At 46.1% G+C, this 19,172-nt stretch carries 14 protein-coding genes and 1 pseudogene; all 15 read left to right on the top strand.

Annotated elements, in window-relative coordinates:
• Positions 1 to 22 precede the first annotated feature (22 nt).
• The 15 genes and pseudogenes from RT269_RS02025 to RT269_RS01955 all read left to right on the top strand — a co-directional run bounded on the left by RT269_RS02025 (position 23) and on the right by RT269_RS01955 (position 19,161).
• A complete protein-coding gene (locus RT269_RS02025; protein WP_313180329.1) occupies positions 23 to 1,387 on the top strand; it encodes a sulfatase family protein in 1,365 nt (454 codons plus the stop codon).
• 13 nt (positions 1,388 to 1,400) lie between these two features.
• Positions 1,401 to 1,826 carry a PTS fructose transporter subunit IIA gene (locus RT269_RS02020; RefSeq protein WP_313180328.1) on the top strand — a complete coding sequence of 142 codons (426 nt, stop codon included), beginning with the start codon at positions 1,401 to 1,403 and terminating at the stop codon, positions 1,824 to 1,826.
• Positions 1,827 to 1,844: 18 nt separating this feature from the next.
• Positions 1,845 to 2,651, top strand: coding sequence for a PTS mannose/fructose/sorbose/N-acetylgalactosamine transporter subunit IIC (locus tag RT269_RS02015; protein ID WP_313180327.1), 807 nt, complete (start codon positions 1,845 to 1,847; stop codon positions 2,649 to 2,651).
• On the top strand, positions 2,641 to 3,477 hold the full coding sequence (locus RT269_RS02010; RefSeq protein ID WP_092249950.1) for a PTS system mannose/fructose/sorbose family transporter subunit IID: 837 nt from the start codon (positions 2,641 to 2,643) through the stop codon (positions 3,475 to 3,477). The genes RT269_RS02015 and RT269_RS02010 overlap by 11 nt, the downstream gene beginning before the upstream one ends.
• A gap of 123 nt (positions 3,478 to 3,600) precedes the next feature.
• Positions 3,601 to 5,139 carry a hypothetical protein gene (locus tag RT269_RS02005; protein ID WP_313180326.1) on the top strand — a complete coding sequence of 513 codons (1,539 nt, stop codon included), beginning with the start codon at positions 3,601 to 3,603 and terminating at the stop codon, positions 5,137 to 5,139.
• 17 nt (positions 5,140 to 5,156) lie between these two features.
• The gene (locus RT269_RS02000) at positions 5,157 to 5,642 is read left to right on the top strand and encodes a PTS system mannose/fructose/N-acetylgalactosamine-transporter subunit IIB (protein ID WP_313180325.1); all 486 of its coding nucleotides are present in this window, start codon (positions 5,157 to 5,159) and stop codon (positions 5,640 to 5,642) included.
• Between the two features lie 164 nt (positions 5,643 to 5,806).
• Complete coding sequence (locus RT269_RS01995; protein WP_313180324.1) at positions 5,807 to 6,613, top strand: motility protein A; 807 nt, start codon at positions 5,807 to 5,809, stop codon at positions 6,611 to 6,613.
• An 18-nt stretch (positions 6,614 to 6,631) separates the two neighbouring features.
• Complete coding sequence (locus tag RT269_RS01990) at positions 6,632 to 7,327, top strand: OmpA/MotB family protein (protein ID WP_313180323.1); 696 nt, start codon at positions 6,632 to 6,634, stop codon at positions 7,325 to 7,327.
• 359 nt (positions 7,328 to 7,686) lie between these two features.
• Positions 7,687 to 9,044: pseudogene (locus RT269_RS01985) on the top strand (ATP-binding cassette domain-containing protein).
• A 255-nt stretch (positions 9,045 to 9,299) separates the two neighbouring features.
• Positions 9,300 to 10,523 (top strand): MFS transporter, encoded by a 1,224-nt coding sequence (locus tag RT269_RS01980; protein ID WP_313180322.1) that lies wholly within the window; start codon positions 9,300 to 9,302, stop codon positions 10,521 to 10,523.
• Positions 10,524 to 10,757: 234 nt separating this feature from the next.
• Positions 10,758 to 12,206: a tRNA (N6-isopentenyl adenosine(37)-C2)-methylthiotransferase MiaB gene (gene miaB / locus RT269_RS01975; protein WP_313180321.1), complete on the top strand. Its 1,449-nt coding sequence runs from the start codon at positions 10,758 to 10,760 to the stop codon at positions 12,204 to 12,206.
• A gap of 26 nt (positions 12,207 to 12,232) precedes the next feature.
• Complete coding sequence (gene mutS / locus RT269_RS01970) at positions 12,233 to 14,887, top strand: DNA mismatch repair protein MutS (protein ID WP_313180320.1); 2,655 nt, start codon at positions 12,233 to 12,235, stop codon at positions 14,885 to 14,887.
• 121 nt (positions 14,888 to 15,008) lie between these two features.
• Complete coding sequence (gene mutL / locus RT269_RS01965) at positions 15,009 to 16,928, top strand: DNA mismatch repair endonuclease MutL (RefSeq protein WP_313180319.1); 1,920 nt, start codon at positions 15,009 to 15,011, stop codon at positions 16,926 to 16,928.
• Positions 16,925 to 17,890: a tRNA (adenosine(37)-N6)-dimethylallyltransferase MiaA gene (gene miaA / locus RT269_RS01960; protein WP_313180318.1), complete on the top strand. Its 966-nt coding sequence runs from the start codon at positions 16,925 to 16,927 to the stop codon at positions 17,888 to 17,890. Before mutL ends, miaA begins: the two co-directional genes overlap by 4 nt.
• Positions 17,881 to 19,161, top strand: a complete 1,281-nt coding sequence (locus tag RT269_RS01955) for a methionine gamma-lyase family protein (protein ID WP_313180317.1) — start codon at positions 17,881 to 17,883, stop codon at positions 19,159 to 19,161. Before miaA ends, RT269_RS01955 begins: the two co-directional genes overlap by 10 nt.
• Positions 19,162 to 19,172: the final 11 nt, after the last annotated feature.

The raw sequence follows: 19,172 nt of genomic DNA, 5'->3' as shown, positions 1-19,172 counted from the left end.
TTAACAGAAGGAGGTACAATTAGTGAAAAATGTATTGTATATTCATACCCATGATTCCGGGCGGGTATTAAGTCCCTATGGTTATAAGGTTCCCACACCGAATATGGAATCTTTTTCCAGGACAGCAGCCGTGTTTCGGAATGCGTACTGTGCAGGTCCGACTTGTTCGCCCAGCCGGGCGGCAATGCTGACAAGTACGTATCCACATCAGAATGGCATGTTAGGTCTGGCCCAGAGAGGCTTTACCATGGATTACAGCAAACATCTGGTTCATTATCTGAACGGAAATGGCTACTATACCGTTCTTTGCGGAATCCAGCATGAAGCAGGCTGGTATCTGGACCGGAAACTGGGAGCGGCCGAGATTGGCTATCAGGAAGAGCTGACCGCAGATAATTCCGGATATTCACAGGAAGAGCTGGTGGACTGGGATAAGGAGAATGCACGAAAAGTCTGCCGGTGGCTGAAAAATTATAACAAAGAACACCCCTTTTTCCTTTCTTACGGAATGTACGCAACTCATCGGCGGTTTCCTGATAAGATCGATGATGATATTGACCCTGAATATGCCCTTCCCCCTTATCCGATTCCGGATACCAGGGAAACCCGGAACGATTTTGCAGGTTATCTGATGAGTGTCAGATGCGCAGATGCCTGTTTTGGCCAGGTGATTTCCTGCTTAAAAGAAGAGGGGTTATGGGAAAATACCATTATACTCTTTACAACAGATCACGGTTTGCCAAATCCCTTTTCAAAATGTACTTTGTTTGACAGCGGGATCGGTGTGAATCTGATGCTTCGTTCGCCGGGAGCTTTGGCCAATGGAACCGTTGCAGACAGTCTTGTTTCCCATATGGATGTATTTCCTACGCTTTGCGAGCTCCTTGAACTGGAGAAACCGGAATATCTGGAAGGAAAATCACTGGTTCCTCTGCTGACAGGGAAGAAAGAGGAAATCAGGTCCGATGTCTTTGCCGAAATCAATTTCCACACGTCCTATGAGCCGGCACGTTGTATACGCACGAAGCGTTACAAATATATCCGCTATTATGATACAGCCTATTTGAAGATTAACCAGTCAAACATCGATGAATCTATGACAAAAGATTATTTTCTGAAGCAGGATCTGGAAAGCCAGACAAAGTACGAGGAAGCTCTTTACGATCTTCTTTATGACCCGGGAGAACGCAATAACCTGGCACATAACGGGGAATACACTTCGGTTTTGAAGGAAATGAGCCAGAGATTACTGGTATATCAGGAAGAGACAGGAGATCCGATTCTGAAAGGTGAAATTACAATAAAACCAGAATGGAAAATTAACAGAAAGGAGTGTAAGACCGCAAGTTCAAAGAATCCAGAAGATTATGTCAGCTTTGGAAAATGAAAGGAGGAAAAGGATGGTAGGTATGATTGTAACAGGCCATGGCAGTTATGCCGCAGGGATCACAAGCGGACTGAACCTGCTGGCTGGAGAGCCGGAGTATTATGAACCAGTGGATTTCCTGGAGGAAGATTCTATAGAGATTCTAACCGGGAAATTAGCGGCAGCGGCTGAAAGGCTTTCCCAGTGCACCGGAATTTTGATTTATACGGATTTGACCGGAGGATCCCCGTTTAACGTCTCCGTTCGTATGAAAATGGAACGGCCTGGCAAAATAGCGGTAATCGGCGGAGCAAACCTTCCGGCAGTACTGGAAGGGTATCTGTCAAGAGGTTCCATGGACAGTGCTTCTGAAATTGCCGCAGAGAGCCTGACAGCGGGTAAAAATGCAATGGTACAGTTTGAAGAATCTGATGTCGCGGATGGGGATTACGAAGAATAATAAAAGGAGGAATAAGGTATGACTTTTTTACAAGCTTTACTGATAGGACTTTTTGCCTATCTTGGCAGTAAGCGTACACCATGGTTTTTTGGGGTAACCGGAGGGTGGAATATGATTGGGCGTCCTCTTGTAGCCGGTTTGATTATCGGCGTGATCTTAGGGGATGTAAGAGGGGGCGTCATTGCAGGCGCCATGGTTCAGGCGTTATTTATCGGACAGATCACGCCCGGAGGTGCTATGCCGGCGGATGTGAACTGGGCAGCTTATATCGGGATACCGTTAGCACTGGCAGCCGGAGGTACCGGAGAACAGGCAGTGGCCTTATCGGTCCCTCTCAGCATGCTGGGACTTGGGCTGTTTAATTTTATCATGACGATCAATGCCTATTTTCCTCATATGGGAGATCTTGCCGCAGAAAAGGGAGATGGGGCCGGAATTCACCGCGCCACTTATCTGGCAGCCGTTCCAAGCTTTATTCTCCAGGGCGGCTCTGCCATGCTGATCTGTTATCTTGGAACACCCCTGGCAGAATTCCTGATCACCAGTATGCCACAGGGAATCCTGCACTTTTTTGAGGTGGCCGGAAAGATGCTCCCGGCCATTGGATTTGCCATGCTGCTTAAGCAGTCCCTTTCAAAGAAATGGATGCTTGTATTGTTTTTGATGGGCTGGATCCTGATCGGTTCTACCAATATGTCTGTTACTGCGCTGGCTGTGTTTGCAACTGCAATTGCATTTATCTTTGTTATGGCCCAGGGCGGAACACAAGCGGCCGTACCGGCTCCGGTACAAAGCACAGAGGAGGATGGCTGTTATGAAGAATAAAAGAGAAAACTCATTACTTAACAAAAAGGATATTAACAAGGCTGCCTGGTCTTACATTTTCTTTATACAGGCAACCCAGAATTTTGAACGTATGATGGGACTTGCTTTTTGCCATGTGCTGGAACCGATTTTAAAGAAACTCTATAAAAATGATTCCGGTGAATACAAAAAATCCCTTCAGCGCCATATGCAGTTTTTTAACACAGAGCCTCAGCTTGGTGCCCTGATTCCCGGTATTACCATTGCCATGGAGGAAGCCCGTGCCATGGGGGAAGATGTCAGCGAAGAGCTGATTGTTAATACCAAGAATGCGCTTATGGGGCCTTTTGCCGGAATTGGAGACTCTATGTTAATCGGTACCTACAGTCCGATTCTGCTAAGTATTGCCATGAGCATGTGCATTAGTGATGGAAATCCCGTTGGTCCCCTGTTCTTTTGCGCAGTATGGCTTACCAGTGTGGTTGGCCTGCAGTGGTATCTGTTTCATAAAGGATATGATATGGGGATCGGTGCGGCAAACCTGTTTTTCACCAACCGTTCCCTTGCAGATAAAATCACTACCGGACTCACCATGATGGGGTTGATCGTAATAGGCGGAGTTGCTGCAACAACTGTAAAAGCAAATGTGGTTTACCAGTTTGTCAGCGGTGAAATGTCTCTTTCTTTGCAGGAACAGATTTTTGATAAAATAATGCCTGGGATACTTCCCCTTTTGCTTACTCTGGCAGTGTGGTATCTGATGGATAAAAAGAAGTGGTCCGCTACAAAGATTATTCTCGGCATCGTTGCTTTTACGGCTGTTATGGTGTTTTTAGGGATCATGTAAATGCAGGCTGATGAAAAGCGGCGGTTAAAAGCATGGGGGCAGGTGAAAAAACCGGAAGAGTGAGCAACCATAAAACAGATAAAAACACACTCATAAATCCAAGAGAATAGTTGGGAGGTTTCCATGAAATACAATAAGTTTTGGACAGACATGCATAGTAATATTCACCATGAGCAAATGAATGAGCTTCCGGTGTGGTATGAACATATAAAAAAACAGATGGATTTCTGGCCGGTGGCTTATTATCCGTTTTACATGCGGCCCACACCGTCAGGGCTTGCGGTGGAGGACCGGTACGATGATGAAGCAATTGCCAGGGACTGGGAATTATTAAGAAGCTTTACCGGGGAAGCCAACAGACAGGGATTTCCAATGTTCATGGGTTATGAATGGCAGGGAGCCGGGCTGGATGGAGATCATAATGTGTTTTTCCTTCACAATAACGGAAAGCAGGAGCATCCGATGCGCTACCAGGATCTGGCCGCCGCCTATGAGGGGCAGGAGGTCATTGGAATCCCACACCATCTGGCATACCAGCCGGGCTCCAGAGGTAAGAATTGGGATACCCATAACGAAACCTTTTCTCCCATAGCAGAAATTTATTCCAGCCACGGCTCCAGTGAAAATGACGATGGGCCTTTATCTATGGACCGCCATGTCCATATGGGGCCGCGGACAGGAGAGACGACCTATGAGAAAGGCCTTGAACGAGGGTATAAAATCGGCATCATTGCGGCAGGTGATAACCACAGTATTCCCGGTGTTTTTGAAAATGGAAGCATGTGTGTGCTGGCAGAGGATGGTACAAAGGAATCCATCTGGGAAGGACTGACAAGGCGGAGAACCTACGGGGTATCCCGGAGCAGGATTGAAGTTGACTACTATGTGAATTCGGCACCAATGGGATCTGAAATTGAAGCAGGCAAAGAAGTAGAATTAGAATTTCAGATAAATGGGACCGGAGCGGTAGACAGGGTGGAAATTTTAAGAGATAATGTCTTAGAGGAAATGGTTGTGCATTCAGGCACATGGGAACGGGAGGAGCAGGTTGGATTGATCCGGTTCAAATTTCGTCTGGAACTTGGCTGGGGACCGGATACCAGGGTCTACCATAACCACCTGAGGAAAGACTGGGAAGGACGTCTGGAAACGGACGGAAGACTGCTTTCCGCCCAACCGTGCTGGAATCACTATGGTCAGGAAATTTTTCAGGATGATGACAAGAGCTGCAGCTTTACCATGACTACCTATCAGTCTCCGGCTTCCGGTAAATGGATGGGGTCGGAGAAGGCTGCCGCAGAGGGCTTTATCTTTGAAGTGGAAGCAGATGTGAACAGCGTTCTGCGCCTGCTCGTCAATGGAAAGGAATATCTCCTTCCAGTGAGGGAATTGCTTAACAGCTCCCAGGTTATGGCGCTTTGGGATGAAGTGAACTGCCTGACAAAGGAAAACTGGGGTGATATCACTCATTACCGGAATGATCCATGGTGGCACAATGCCTATAAAATCCGCATAGGAAAGGCATATCCTGAAAGCTCCTATAAACTTACCGGGAAAAGAAGGATCCGGATGGAGCAAAGCGGAAACTTACGGCTTCGCATCTGGCAGAAAAATGGAGACGCCGCCTGGACCTCGCCTGTGTTTATAACCGTAAAAGACTAATGAAAGGGGACTATTTAATGATGGAGATTGTAAATGTCCGGATCGATGACCGTCTGATTCACGGACAGGTAGCTACTGTCTGGAGCCAGGTTACAGGAGCAACCAGGATTATGGTGGTTGATGATCAGGTTGTAAAGGATACAATCAATAAGGAGGCTCTTAAACTGGCCTGTCCGAAGCAGTGCAAGCTTTCAATTCTTACCGTAGAAAAGGCTGCCGCGAATCTGTGCGCTGAAAAATACGAAGGGGAAAGGGTATTCCTGGTTGCCAAAAGCCCAAAAACCATATGCAGGCTTTACGATGCGGGCTTCCACATGGATCAGGTGAATGTGGGAAATATGGGCGGAAAGCAGAACACCCGAATGTTAAAAAAAGCAGTCAGTGTATCAGAAGAAGATATTGCAGATTTTCTGTATCTGTCGGAACATGGAGTGGCAATTACGGCCCAGATGGTTCCGGCCGATGAGGCACTGGATTTTATTAAACTAATCAAAGCGCGGTAAATAAAAACGCAGCCAGATACGTCTTTCCTTGAGCATTGCGGCATTATATATAAAAATCCATAACGAAATCTCATTGTAATATTAGCGCTTTTTTAGCGTCAGAAATTCATTATTATATGATAGAATTATGATGTTACAAATCTTAGTTACAAAGGAGAAAAGTTATGGATTTTTCACTGCTTATTGGTATCATAATCGGAGTCGGTGCTCTTTTAACAGGTTTTGTTTTGGAAAAAGGCGCCATATATTCTCTTTTCCTCTTAAGCCCTTTCATCATCGTGGTAGGAGGAACCTTTGGCGCTGTCATTGCATCTTATTCCCTCAATGACATAGCAATGGCTATGCGGGCCATGCTTCGAAGTTTTAAGCATCCCCATTCCGCCAGCATGGAAAAAATGATTGCCAAGATATCAATGATTGCGACCCGATACCGGACGGAGGGAGTCACTTGCCTGGAAAATATAAGCAGGGATCCGGAACTGAATCAGGAGGAATATCTGCTTCTTAAGGAAGGCCTGGTTCTTATACAGGAAATGAAGACGCCGGAATCCATCCAGTACACCCTGGAATCTGATATCAGAGCCTATGTTCAGCAAAAAAGTATTGAGGCGAGCGTATTTGAGGCTGCTGCGGGTTTTTCTCCTACCATGGGAGTTATCGGTACCGTTATGGGACTGATCATGGTACTTGCTTCCGGTTTTGATGATCCTTCAGAGCTTGCAGGTTCCATCGGTACTGCGTTTGTGGCAACCCTTTATGGTGTGTGTTTCGCCAATCTCATTTACATGCCAATTGCAAACAAATTAAAAACCCAGCTTAAGAGAAAGCATATCCAAAAAGAAATGATCGTGGATGGCGTATGCATGATTGCCAGCGGTAATACCTCCCGAAATATTGAAAATGAACTCGCCCTTTATTTCCAGGCTTTTTCAGATGGAGCCAAACGGTACAAACAGGGTATTGAAAACTAAAGTTGGGAGGAATAAAGGATGCGCAGAAGAATCCTGGAAACAGAAGGAGAAAAAGACAATTCAGAGCGCTGGCTTCTTACATATTCTGATATGATTACATTGCTTTTGGCTTTGTTTATTATTCTGTATGGCATGAGCTCGGTTGATACGATGAAGCTAAAAGAGATGTCCCATGGTCTGGAGAAGGTTTTAAACCATACAGGTCAGACGGATGGTTCTGCCATAGGAGATAACGTTTCTGTTTCTGCAGAGAATCTGGACAATGTCTACCTGGCTTTGAAATCTTATATTGCAGAGCGTGACCTGGGGAATATGATCGATGTATCTTCAAGCGGTTCAGCTGTAAGCATACATTTAAAAGATGCTATGCTGTTCAAACCGGATACAGCAATCCTGCTTCCGGACAGTAAGCCGGTCATTCAGGAAATCAGCAGCAGTCTGGAGGCCATTTACGGTGACATCAACCACATTACGATTACAGGCAATACGGCGGATTTAGGCCATTATGATGCAGCCAATGAGGCGGATTCCTGGCAGCTGTCCGTAAACCGGGCAGTAGCAGTCTTAAACCAGATGACCGCTATGGGACTGGAACCGGCCAAAATGTCCATTGAGGGAAATTCTCATTACAATCCCGTTGCCTCCAATGATACGGAAGAGGGAAGAGCAAAAAACCGCCGGGTAGAAATTACCATTACGGGACGGGCTAATTAGAGAGGATTCGTATATACTATGAATTATCTCCCGTATTCAGATGATGATTATTTGACAATTTCATCTATTTATGATAGACTACGGGCATATAAAACGAGATGAGGTGAAAGGATGAAATAATAATTCTTGCTAAAGTAACTGCATGATGAGAAGGAAAAGAGACAATGTCTTTTTTTGTCATGCCTGTTTTTGCAAGAATCTTATTTCATTCTCATACCCTTTTTATGTCGTAAAAGGCATGACTAAGCAGAATATTAGCCCTATGGGCTTGTTTTGATGCGAACGGCTGTGAGAGAATGAATTCTTGCAGTCGTTTTTTGTGCGGAAATTTCATTTCCTGCCTGAATGGAGGAATCTCTATGTCATTAATACAAGTCACTGATTTGTCATTCACCTATGAAGGAAGCCCGGATCCCGTTTTTGAACACGTTTCCTTTCAGATTGACACAGATTGGAAGCTGGGCTTTACAGGAAGAAACGGGAGAGGAAAAACTACCTTTTTAAATCTTCTGATGAACCGTTTTAAATACACAGGAACTATTATTTCAAATGTCATGTTTGACTATTTTCCTTTTCCTGTGCCGGATGAAGAATTGAACACTATGGAAATTCTGGATTCCATCCTTGGAGAATATTTATTCTGGGAGCTTAATAGAGAGCTTTCCAGACTAAAGGTTTCTGAGGATGTACTATACCGGCCTTTTTACACACTTTCAAACGGGGAGAGGACTAAGGTACTTTTAGCAGCCCTGTTTTTAAGAGAAGGCCGCTTCCTGCTGATCGATGAACCGACTAACCACTTAGACCGGGAGGCCAGAGAACTGGTAAGCCGGTATTTAAACAGCAAAAAGGGATTTATCCTGGTATCTCATGACCGGAAATTCCTGGATGCATCTGTGGACCATATTCTGTCCATAAACAAAACAAATATTGAAGTCCAGAAAGGCAATTTCACCTCCTGGTACGAGAACAAGCAAATGCAGGATCAGTACGAACGGTCCGAAAATAACCGGTTAAAAAAGGACATCCGTCATCTGGAAGCAGCCGCAAGGCAGTCAGGCGAATGGGCGGACCAGGTGGAGTCAACAAAGATCGGGAAAAAGTCCAGGGGCCGTGAAAAATCCATTGACACACGGGCCTATATAGGCGAAAAGTCCAGGCGGATGCAGATGCGCAGAAAGAGTCTGGAACTCAGGCAGGGCCGTGCCATTGAGGATAAAAAAGGGCTTTTGAAAAACATAGAAGAGGCAGAAGATCTTAATCCAGTATACTAAAGCTGATTGCCGGCGGGGAACTGACAGGAGACAATATTTTCTTTGAAGGGAATAAGGAAATACCAAACGGTCTTAAAATATCCTATGTATCCCAGGATACTTCATTTTTAAAGGGGAGCCTGACAGAATACTCCAAGGAAAGCGGTATCGAAGATCATCTGTTTAAGGCACTTCTTCGCAAACTGGACTTTTCCAGAGAGCAGTTGGAAATACCCATGGAATCCTATAGCGAAGGACAGAAGAAAAAGGTCCTCATTGCCCGCAGCCTCTGTGAGCAGGCCCATCTGTATATCTGGGATGAACCCCTTAATTTCATTGATGTATATTCCAGGATCCAGATCGAGGATTTAATCCTTAAATTCCAGCCGGCCATGCTGCTTGTGGAGCATGACGATGCATTTACCGGGAAGGTGGCAACCGGAGTGGTGAAACTGATGGATTGATGACGATTTGCCCTTTGACGGCCCGGGACATCGTTGTGGAATTTTCAGCAGACATATGCTATAATCGTTGCATATGGTGCTTTCTTTACCATGTTGGTAAAAATCGCAAGTTATGTACTAAATTTATATCAGGAGGATTATTTAATGACGCATTCCATGAGGTTAAGATAGTACCGCGAGTTATGTTGCGGTAATTCCGTATTACAATAACTCATTTTAAATAAACGAATTTTGTAATATAGGAGAATATAAAAAATGAATAAATGGAAAAAGCAATTTATTACTATTTACGCAGGGCAAGCATTTTCCCTGCTAGGGTCGTCTGCGGTACAATTCGCAGTTATCTGGTGGCTGACAATACAGACGGAATCTGCAGTTACGCTTACACTGGCATCCATTGTTGCCTTTATTCCGGGTATGATAATAGGCCCCTTTGCCGGGGTATGGATTGACCGCTATAACCGCCGCACTGTTATGATCGCGGCCGATGGACTTGTGGCACTTTCCAGCGTGGTTTTAGGAATTGCCTTCCTGCTGTCAGAAAAACCTCCCTTATCATTCATCTACCTGATACTGTTACTGCGAGGGCTTGGCAACACCTTCCACGGCCCGGCCATGCAAGCTGCCATTCCCATGCTGGTGCCTGCGCCGATGCTTACTAAGGCTGGCGGCTGGGGCAATATGGTCACTTCGGTTTCCAATATGCTTGGACCAGTGTTGGGCGCAGCACTCATGGGTATCTTCCCAATCGCCGCCATCATGCTGATAGATATCTTCGGCGCTGTTTTTGCCATAGTATGTCTGTTGTTTGTCAGAATCCCCCATATACCGCAAAGCGGTGAGCTGCCGCATTTGCTGGCGGATATGAAGATGGGTCTTTCTGCAATGCGGGCAAATCGGCCTCTTATGGCGATTTTCCCCGCCATGATGATTATGACCATACTTTATATGCCCCTGGGTTCTTTGTTTCCGCTATTGATCCGTGTTCATTTCGGCGGTACGGCGTGGCATAACGGCGCCGCCGAGTTTGTCTTTGCTGGCGGGCTGCTGATTTCTTCTCTTGTTATTGGAGTTTGGGGTGGTATGAGGCGCCGCTTTTTTATGGCGGCTCTCGCAATCGTAGTTATGGGCGCATGCTCTCTTGTCAGTGGAGCTTTGCCCGCCGGAGGCTTTTGGGTTTTCCTTTTCTGTTGTTTTCTTATGGGCAGCTCCGGTACTTTTATGAATGTGCCGGTAATGGCTTATATCCAGGAAACTATCGCGCCGGAGATGATGGGAAAGGTGTTCTCTCTTATGATGACCGCCATGACATGGGCTATGCCAATAGGGCTCATTGTTGCGGGACCGGTAAGCGAACTCATTGGCATTGGCCGGTGGTTCTTCTGGTCTGGTCTTGCGCTCATGGCAACCGGGCTGGCCTGCCGTCTGATGACACGACGTTATGACACACTGACCATGCTGCCGGAAGAAACATCTTAATCCATACTACGCCGCGGTTATCGGCATTCGTTACACAACCGTCAGAGGACAGGGCATTCAAACCCTGTCCTTTTTTTGCCGCATTCCCCAACAAAAGAAAACAATTGAAATTAATCAGGCAGATTACTGTCCGCATGAAGGGTGTTTCCACCGGAAAAGCCGATTTTGTTATTTGCAATAAAAAATATTTATGATATAATGGGAAAACCGAATAAAAATTAAGAGGTTATACAAATGGATTATATAAATATGACTTATGAGGAAGCCCTCAGCCAGGCACCAAAGGAAGAGCCGGCAAGACAGTACTACTTTATAGAGCGTTACCGGGATATTCTGAATAAATTAAAGGAATCATCAGGGAAAGAACAATTTACCTTTCACATCGCCACCTTCGGCTGTCAGATGAATTCCAGAGATTCTGAAAAGCTTCAGGGAATTTTAGAAGCAATCGGCTTTGTGGAAACCGATACGGAAGAGGCAGACTTTGTTCTATATAATACCTGTACGGTCAGAGAAAATGCCAATGACAGAGTCTATGGACGTCTTGGATATTTAAACAGTTTAAAAAAGAAAAATCCTCACATGATGATCGCTCTCTGCGGCTGCATGATGCAGGAAGAGAAAGTAGTTGCCAAGATTAAGAAAAGCTACCGCTTTGTGGATATTATTTTCGGTACTCACAACATTTTTAAACTGGCTGAGCTAATGTATGAACGCCTGGAAGAAAAAAAGATGGTTGTAGACATCTGGGAAGGAACGGACCGGATTGTGGAGGATCTCCCTACGGACCGGAAGTACTCTTTTAAATCCGGCGTTAATATTATGTTTGGCTGCAACAATTTCTGCAGCTACTGCATCGTGCCCTATGTGCGCGGCAGGGAGCGGAGCCGCAGCCCGAAAGACATTCTGGAAGAGGTAAAACAGCTTGTAGATGACGGCGTTGTGGAGATCATGCTTTTGGGACAGAATGTTAACTCCTATGGAAAAAACCTGGAAACACCCGTAAGCTTTGCAGAGCTTCTGACCCAGATCGATCAGGTGGAAGGCCTGGAACGGATTCGTTTTATGACTTCCCATCCAAAGGATTTGTCAGACGATCTGATCGAAGCCATGAAAAATTCAAAAAAGGTCTGCACCCATCTTCACCTGCCTCTTCAGTCAGGCAGCAGCCGTATTTTAAAGGTGATGAACCGGAAATACACCAAGGAACAGTATCTGAAGCTTGTAGAAAAAATCCGGACAGCCATGCCGGATATTTCACTGACCACAGATATCATAGTAGGTTTCCCCGGAGAGACGGAAGAGGATTTTAACGAAACCCTTGAAGTGGTGAAAAAGGTACGCTTTGACAGCGCCTTTACCTTTATCTATTCCAAGCGTACCGGTACGCCGGCGGCCAAGATGGAAGAGCAGGTACCGGAAGACGTGATAAAGAACCGTTTTGACCGTCTGCTGGCTGAAGTCCAGAAAATCTCTTCCGAGGTCTGCGGAAGAGAGGAACACACCGTTCAGAAGGTACTGGCAGAAGAAGTGAATGATCATGAGGAAGGTCTTTTGACCGGCCGCTTGAGCAATAACACTACTGTTCATTTTAAAGGGGATTCTTCTCTTATTGGAAAAATCGTGGACGTATATCTGGATGAATCCAGAGGATTTTACTACATGGGAACTTTAAGACCATAAACAGAAGAAAAAGGAAGTGAAAGAGCATGGCTGGACTGTCACCAATGATGACCCATTACATGGAAACAAAAAAGGAGTACCCGGACTGTATCCTGTTTTACAGGCTGGGGGACTTTTACGAAATGTTTTTTGACGATGCGGTTACCGTATCAAGAGAGCTGGAAATCACCTTAACCGGAAAAGAATGCGGACTGGAGGAACGGGCGCCTATGTGCGGCGTTCCTTATCATGCCGTTGATACATATTTAAACCGTCTTGTCCAGAAAGGCTTTAAAGTTGCCATCGCCGAGCAGATGGAAGACCCCAGGCTTGCCAAAGGACTGGTAAAGCGGGAGGTTATCCGTGTGGTAACACCTGGAACCATCACAAGCGCACAGGCTCTTGATGAAACAAAAAATAACTACCTGATGGGAATCGTCTATATCGGCGAGACCTTTGGGGTCGCAGTTGCGGATATCAGCACCGGCGATTTTCTTGTAACGGAGGTAGAGTCGGAGCGGGAGCTTATGGATGAGATCAATAAGTTTACCCCCTCTGAAATCATTTGCAACGAAGCCTTTTATGTTTCGGGAGTGGATGTAGAAGAAATAAAGAACCGTCACCAAGCGGTTATTTCATCTCTGGATCATCATTTCTTTTCCGATGAAGTCTGCCGGAAAATTCTAAAAGAACACTTCAAGGTAGGCGCACTCACAGGACTCGGGCTGGAAGATTATGACACCGGAGTCATAGCTGCCGGGGCAGTTATGGAGTATATGTACGAGACCCAGAAAAACAGCCTTTCCCATATAACAACCATTACCCCTTATTCCACCGGGCAATTCATGATTATTGACACTTCTACCAGGCGGAATCTGGAGCTTTTGGAGACCTTAAGGGAAAAGCAGAAGCGCGGAAGTCTTCTCTGGGTCCTGGACCGGACGAAAACAGCCATGGGCGCCAGAATGCTGCGCACCTACATAGAGCAGCCCTTAATCCATAAGTCAGAGATCATAAAACGCCAGAATGCCATTGAAGAGCTGAATATGAATTTCATATCAAGGGAAGAGATCTGTGAATATTTAAACCCGATTTATGACCTGGAACGTCTGATCGGACGGATCAGCTATAAGACAGCCAATCCCAGAGATATGATCGCATTTAAAAGCTCCCTTGAGATGCTTCCGCACATCAAGAATCTTTTGGCGGAATTCACCAGTGAGATGCTCACGGACTTGTGGGGAGAACTGGATCCCTTAGAGGATGTCAGGGAATTGATTGACCGTGCCATTATTGATGATCCGCCTGTCACCTTAAGAGACGGCGGAATCATTAAGGACGGCTTTCATGAAGAAGCCGACAAGCTGAGAAGTGCCAAAACAGAGGGTAAGAACTGGCTTGCTGATTTGGAATTGCGGGAAAAAGAAAAAACAGGAATTAAAAACCTGAAAGTAAAATTTAATAAGGTATTCGGCTATTATTTTGAAGTGACCAACTCCTTTAAGGATCTTGTACCCGATTACTTTATTCGTAAACAGACTCTTGCCAATGCGGAGCGTTACACCACCGACGAGTTAAAGGAACTTGAAAATGTGATACTGGGAGCTGAGGACAAGCTGTTTTCTCTGGAATACAGTTTATTTTGTCAGGTCCGGGATTCGGTGGCAGACCAGGTTCTCCGGATTCAAAAGACTGCCAGGGCCATAGCAGGGATCGATGTCCTTGCCTCCTTATCCTCTGTTGCCACAAGGAACAACTATATAAAGCCTCAGGTTAACGAAAAGGGATTGATCGACATTAAAAACGGCCGCCATCCGGTAGTGGAAAAAATGATGCGGGATGATCTGTTTGTTTCCAATGATACCTATCTGGACAACGGGAAAAACAGGGTTTCCATCATCACCGGCCCAAACATGGCAGGAAAGTCTACCTACATGCGCCAGACTGCATTAATCGTCCTGATGGCCCAGATCGGAAGCTTTGTTCCTGCAGAGGAAGCAAGCATTGGAATCTGCGACCGGATTTTCACCCGGGTAGGCGCATCCGATGATCTGGCTTCCGGCCAGAGTACCTTCATGGTGGAGATGACGGAGGTAGCCAATATCCTTCGGAACGCTACCAAAAACAGTCTGATCGTCTTAGATGAAATCGGCCGCGGCACCAGCACCTTTGACGGACTCAGCATTGCCTGGGCCGTGGTAGAACACATCAGCAATCCGAAAATCCTTGGAGCAAAAACCCTGTTTGCGACCCACTATCATGAGCTGACCGAGCTGGAAGGAACCATGAGCGGGGTAAATAATTACTGCATCGCAGTAAAAGAACAGGGCGATGACATTGTTTTCTTAAGAAAGATCATAAAGGGCGGAGCCGATAAAAGCTACGGCATACAGGTAGCTAAGCTGGCCGGCGTCCCGGACACCGTTATTGCCAGGGCCAAAGAGCTGCTGGAAGAATTAAGAGATGCGGACATCACAGCCAAAGCAAAGGAAATTGCCGAAATCAACTCCAATATTATCCAGAGAAAGGCTGTTCCAAAGCCCGACGAGGTGGATTTACAGCAGATGTCCCTCTTTGATACCGTAAAGGATGATGATATCATCAAGGAATTGGGCGATTTAGAACTGGGCAACATGACACCCATTGACGCGCTCAATACCCTGTATCGTCTGCAGACAAAACTAAAGAACCGTTGGCAGTAGGATAACACCCTGCGGGTATACCTCTATGCCCCAAAAGCATGGGCGATAATGTGGAAACACCCTGCGGGCATACCTTTATGCCCCAAAAGCGTGGGCGAATAAGTGGAAAGGAGCAGGTGCCATGCCGAATATAACCGTACTGGATCAGAATACCATCAACAAAATAGCGGCAGGAGAGGTCATCGAACGTCCGGCCTCCGTTGTTAAGGAGCTTTTGGAAAACGCCATCGATGCCAAATCCACCGCAGTTACCGTGGAGATCAAAGAAGGGGGAACCTCCTTTATCCGGGTGACCGACAATGGCTGCGGGATTCCCAAAGAGGAAGTACCTCTGGCATTTCTGCGTCATTCTACAAGCAAGATCAAATCCGTAGAGGATCTGTTTACCATTTCCTCTCTTGGATTCCGGGGAGAAGCTCTTGCAAGCATCGCGGCTGTCTCTCAGGTGGAGCTTATTACCAAGACCAGCGTTGGGCTTACCGGTACCAGATTTCAGATTGAGGGTGGTGAAGAACGGTCCATGGAAGAGATCGGAGCGCCTGAAGGAACCACCTTTATCGCCAGAAACTTATTTTACAATACTCCGGCCAGGAAGAAATTTTTAAAAACTCCTTCCACGGAAGGTGCTCATGTGGCTGATCTGGTGGAAAAGCTGGCTCTGTCTCATCCGGAAGTATCCATCCGCTTTATCCAGAACAACCAGAACAAGCTTCACACTTCCGGAAACCACAACTTAAAGGATATTGTATACACAGTATTTGGCCGGGAAATCGCATCAAACCTTTTGGAGGTTACGGTGAATAAGCCTCAGGTTTCCATTCATGGCTACATTGGAAAACCGGTGATCGCCAGAGGCAACCGGAATTATGAAAACTATTTCATCAATGGCAGGTACATAAAAAGCAGCATTATTTCCAGGGCAATAGAAGAAGCCTACCGGCCATTTATGATGCAGCATAAATATCCCTTTACCATGCTTCATTTCTCCATTGAATCGGAGATGCTTGATGTAAATGTCCACCCCACCAAGATGGAGCTTCGGTTCCGTGATGGGGAAATGGTCTATCACATGGTGTATCAGGCAGTATCAAGCGCTTTGGCCCACAAAGAGCTGATCCCTGAGGTGGAATTAGAGAAAAAGGAAGAGGCAAAGCAGAACCTTTCCGAAAAAAGACACGAGCCCAGCCCAGAGCCTTTTGAAAGACGCAGGCTTATGGCTATGGAGCAGCAGGCTGCCGCAGTAGAGAAGAATGATACGTCCTATGCTTTTCCTAAAAGATTAACTCCGCCCCAGCCCACCTTTGTAAAGGAAAGGGATGATCTGGCGGACAACTGGTTAAAACCACAGGCCCCGGCCTTAGAAAGACTGCCGGAAGCACCATTAAAAGATGAGGTTTCCAAGAAGGAAAAGGGACCGGAACAACTGGATTTGTTTGACGGAAAGCTTCTGGAACCAAAGGCCCGGTCCATGCACAAGCTCATTGGACAGTTGTTTGATACTTATTGGCTGGTTGAATTTAATGAACAGCTTTTTATTATTGACCAACATGCTGCCCATGAAAAGGTTTTATATGAAAAAACCATGGGAACACTTAAGAACAGGGAATACATTTCCCAGCTGGTGAGCCCTCCCATTATCCTGACTTTAAACCAGAATGAAGAAATTTTATTAAAACGCCATTTAAAGTATTTTACAGAAATGGGTTTTGAAATCGAACCCTTTGGCGGCAAGGAATATGCGGTCAGAGGAGTTCCGGCCAACCTTTTTTCCATTGCCAAAAAAGAACTTCTGATCGAAATGATCGATGGGTTGTCAGAGGATGGCTCATCCCAAAACCCGGATATGATTTATGAACGGGTCGCATCCTTATCCTGCAAGGCAGCGGTTAAAGGAGGTCATCGCTTATCAGCAGCGGAAGCCAACGAGCTTATTGACCAGCTTTTAAACCTGGAAAATCCCTATGCCTGCCCTCACGGAAGGCCAACGATCATTTCCATGAGCAAATATGAGTTAGAGAAGAAATTTAAGAGGATCGTATGATGAGACCGCTGATTATTATTACCGGGCCGACGGCAGTGGGAAAGACCGCTTTGTCGGTCCGTCTTGCGAAGGCAATCGGGGGAGAAATTATAAGCGCTGATTCCATGCAGGTATACCGCCATATGGATATCGGTTCCGCAAAGATCAAAAAGGAAGAAATGGACGGAGTTCCTCATTACCTGATCGATGTCCTTGATCCGGAAGAGGAATTTAATGTGACAGTTTTTCAGAAGATGGCGAAGGAGGCCGTGGAAGAGATTTATTCCCACGGTCATATTCCCATTGTAGCCGGCGGAACCGGTTTTTATATCCAAGCCCTTCTTTATGATATTGATTTTACGGAAAATGGGGAAGACACCTCCATACGTATGGAACTGGAAAAACTGGGCCAGGAGAAGGGGGCAGAGTTTCTCCATAACCTTCTTCGGGACATTGACCCGGATTCCGCAGAAGAGATCCATGAAAATAATATGAAACGGGTGATCCGGGCAATTGAATATTACCGGCAGACCGGTGAGCGGATCTCGGAGCACAACAAACGGGAAAAACAAAAGAAGTCTCCTTATGATTTCCTCTATTATGTAGTAAATACAGACCGGGCCTGCCTCTATGAACGGATTGACCGGCGTGTGGACTTAATGCTTGAGCAGGGGCTTGTGGAAGAGGTCATGCACTTAAAGGATATGGGCTTAACCAGGGACATGGTTTCTATGCAGGGCCTTGGGTATAAGGAAATCCTGGATTATTTACAGGGGAAATATACACTGGAAGAGGCCATTTATGTTTTAAAGCGGGACACCAGGCATTTTGCAAAACGACAAATCACCTGGTTTAAACGGGAGCGTGATGTAAGATGGCTGGATCTTCCGTATTTTAACAATGACCTGGATCAGGTGCTAAAAAAAATGTTGCAGGACATAAATGAGATATACGAATTGGAGAATAATAAACAATGGAAATAAATGAAATGTACGAAAGCCTGGGAATCAGCAGTCAGGTAATGGATTTCGGGAAAGAAATCGAAGAAACTTTAAAAGAGCGTTTTAAAGAAATCGATGAAACGGCCGAATATAATCAGATGAAGGTCATTAAGGCCATGCAGGAAAACCGGGTCAGTGACATCCATTTTGCGGCGACCACGGGTTATGGCTACAATGATTTAGGCCGTGATACTTTGGAAGCAGTTTATGCCAGTGTATTCCATACGGAAAGCGCTCTCGTAAGACCGAACCTGATCAGCGGCACCCATGCCCTGACCGTTGCCCTTTCCGGGAATCTCCGTCCAGGGGATGAACTTCTCTCACCTGTGGGAAAGCCCTATGATACCCTGGAGGAAGTGATCGGCATCAGGGACAGTGTAGGTTCTTTAAAAGAATACGGAGTCGTATACCGGCAGGTGGACCTTCTTGCCGATGGGACATTTGACTATGAATCCATAGAAAAAGCGGTGAATGAAAAAACAAAGCTGGTTACGATCCAACGTTCCAAAGGATACGATACCCGCCCTACTTTTTCCGTTTCCCAGATCGGCGAGCTGATCTCCTTCGTGAAAAAGATAAAGCCGGATGTGATCTGTATGGTTGACAACTGCTACGGGGAATTCGTTGAAAGGATTGAACCGTCTGATGTGGGAGCCGATATGGTGGTAGGCTCTCTCATAAAGAATCCAGGAGGAGGCATTGCTCCCATCGGCGGCTACATTGCGGGAAGGACAGATTGCATTGACCGTGCTTCCTACCGGCTGACAGCACCTGGTCTTGGAAAGGAAGTTGGGGCCACTCTGGGCCTTAACCAGTCCTTTTTTCAGGGATTATTTTTATCTCCTACCGTAGTGGCAGGGGCCTTAAAGGGCGCTGTATTTGCTGCTAATGTCTATGAAAAGCTGGGCTTTTCCGTTGTTCCTGACGGTTCCCAGTCCCGACATGATATCATTCAGGCCGTTACCTTCGGAAAGCCGGAAGGAGTCATTGCCTTCTGCCAGGGAATTCAGGCAGCAGCTCCTGTTGACAGCTTTGTCACACCGGAACCTTGGGATATGCCGGGTTACGACGCCCCTGTCATCATGGCAGCCGGTGCTTTTGTACAAGGTTCATCCATTGAACTGAGCGCGGATGGTCCTATCAAACCGCCTTATGCGGTTTATTTCCAGGGAGGTCTTACCTGGTACCACGCAAAGCTGGGAATACTAATGTCAGTACAAAAACTTCTGGAGGCCGGGCTGATCCGTTTATAAAAAATAAATTT

The organism is Lacrimispora sp. (assembly GCF_032078915.1).
In the GTDB taxonomy this organism is placed as follows: domain Bacteria; phylum Bacillota; class Clostridia; order Lachnospirales; family Lachnospiraceae; genus Lacrimispora.
Note: the sequence above shows the minus strand (reverse complement) of the source record. Positions and strands in the feature narration are given on the sequence as shown.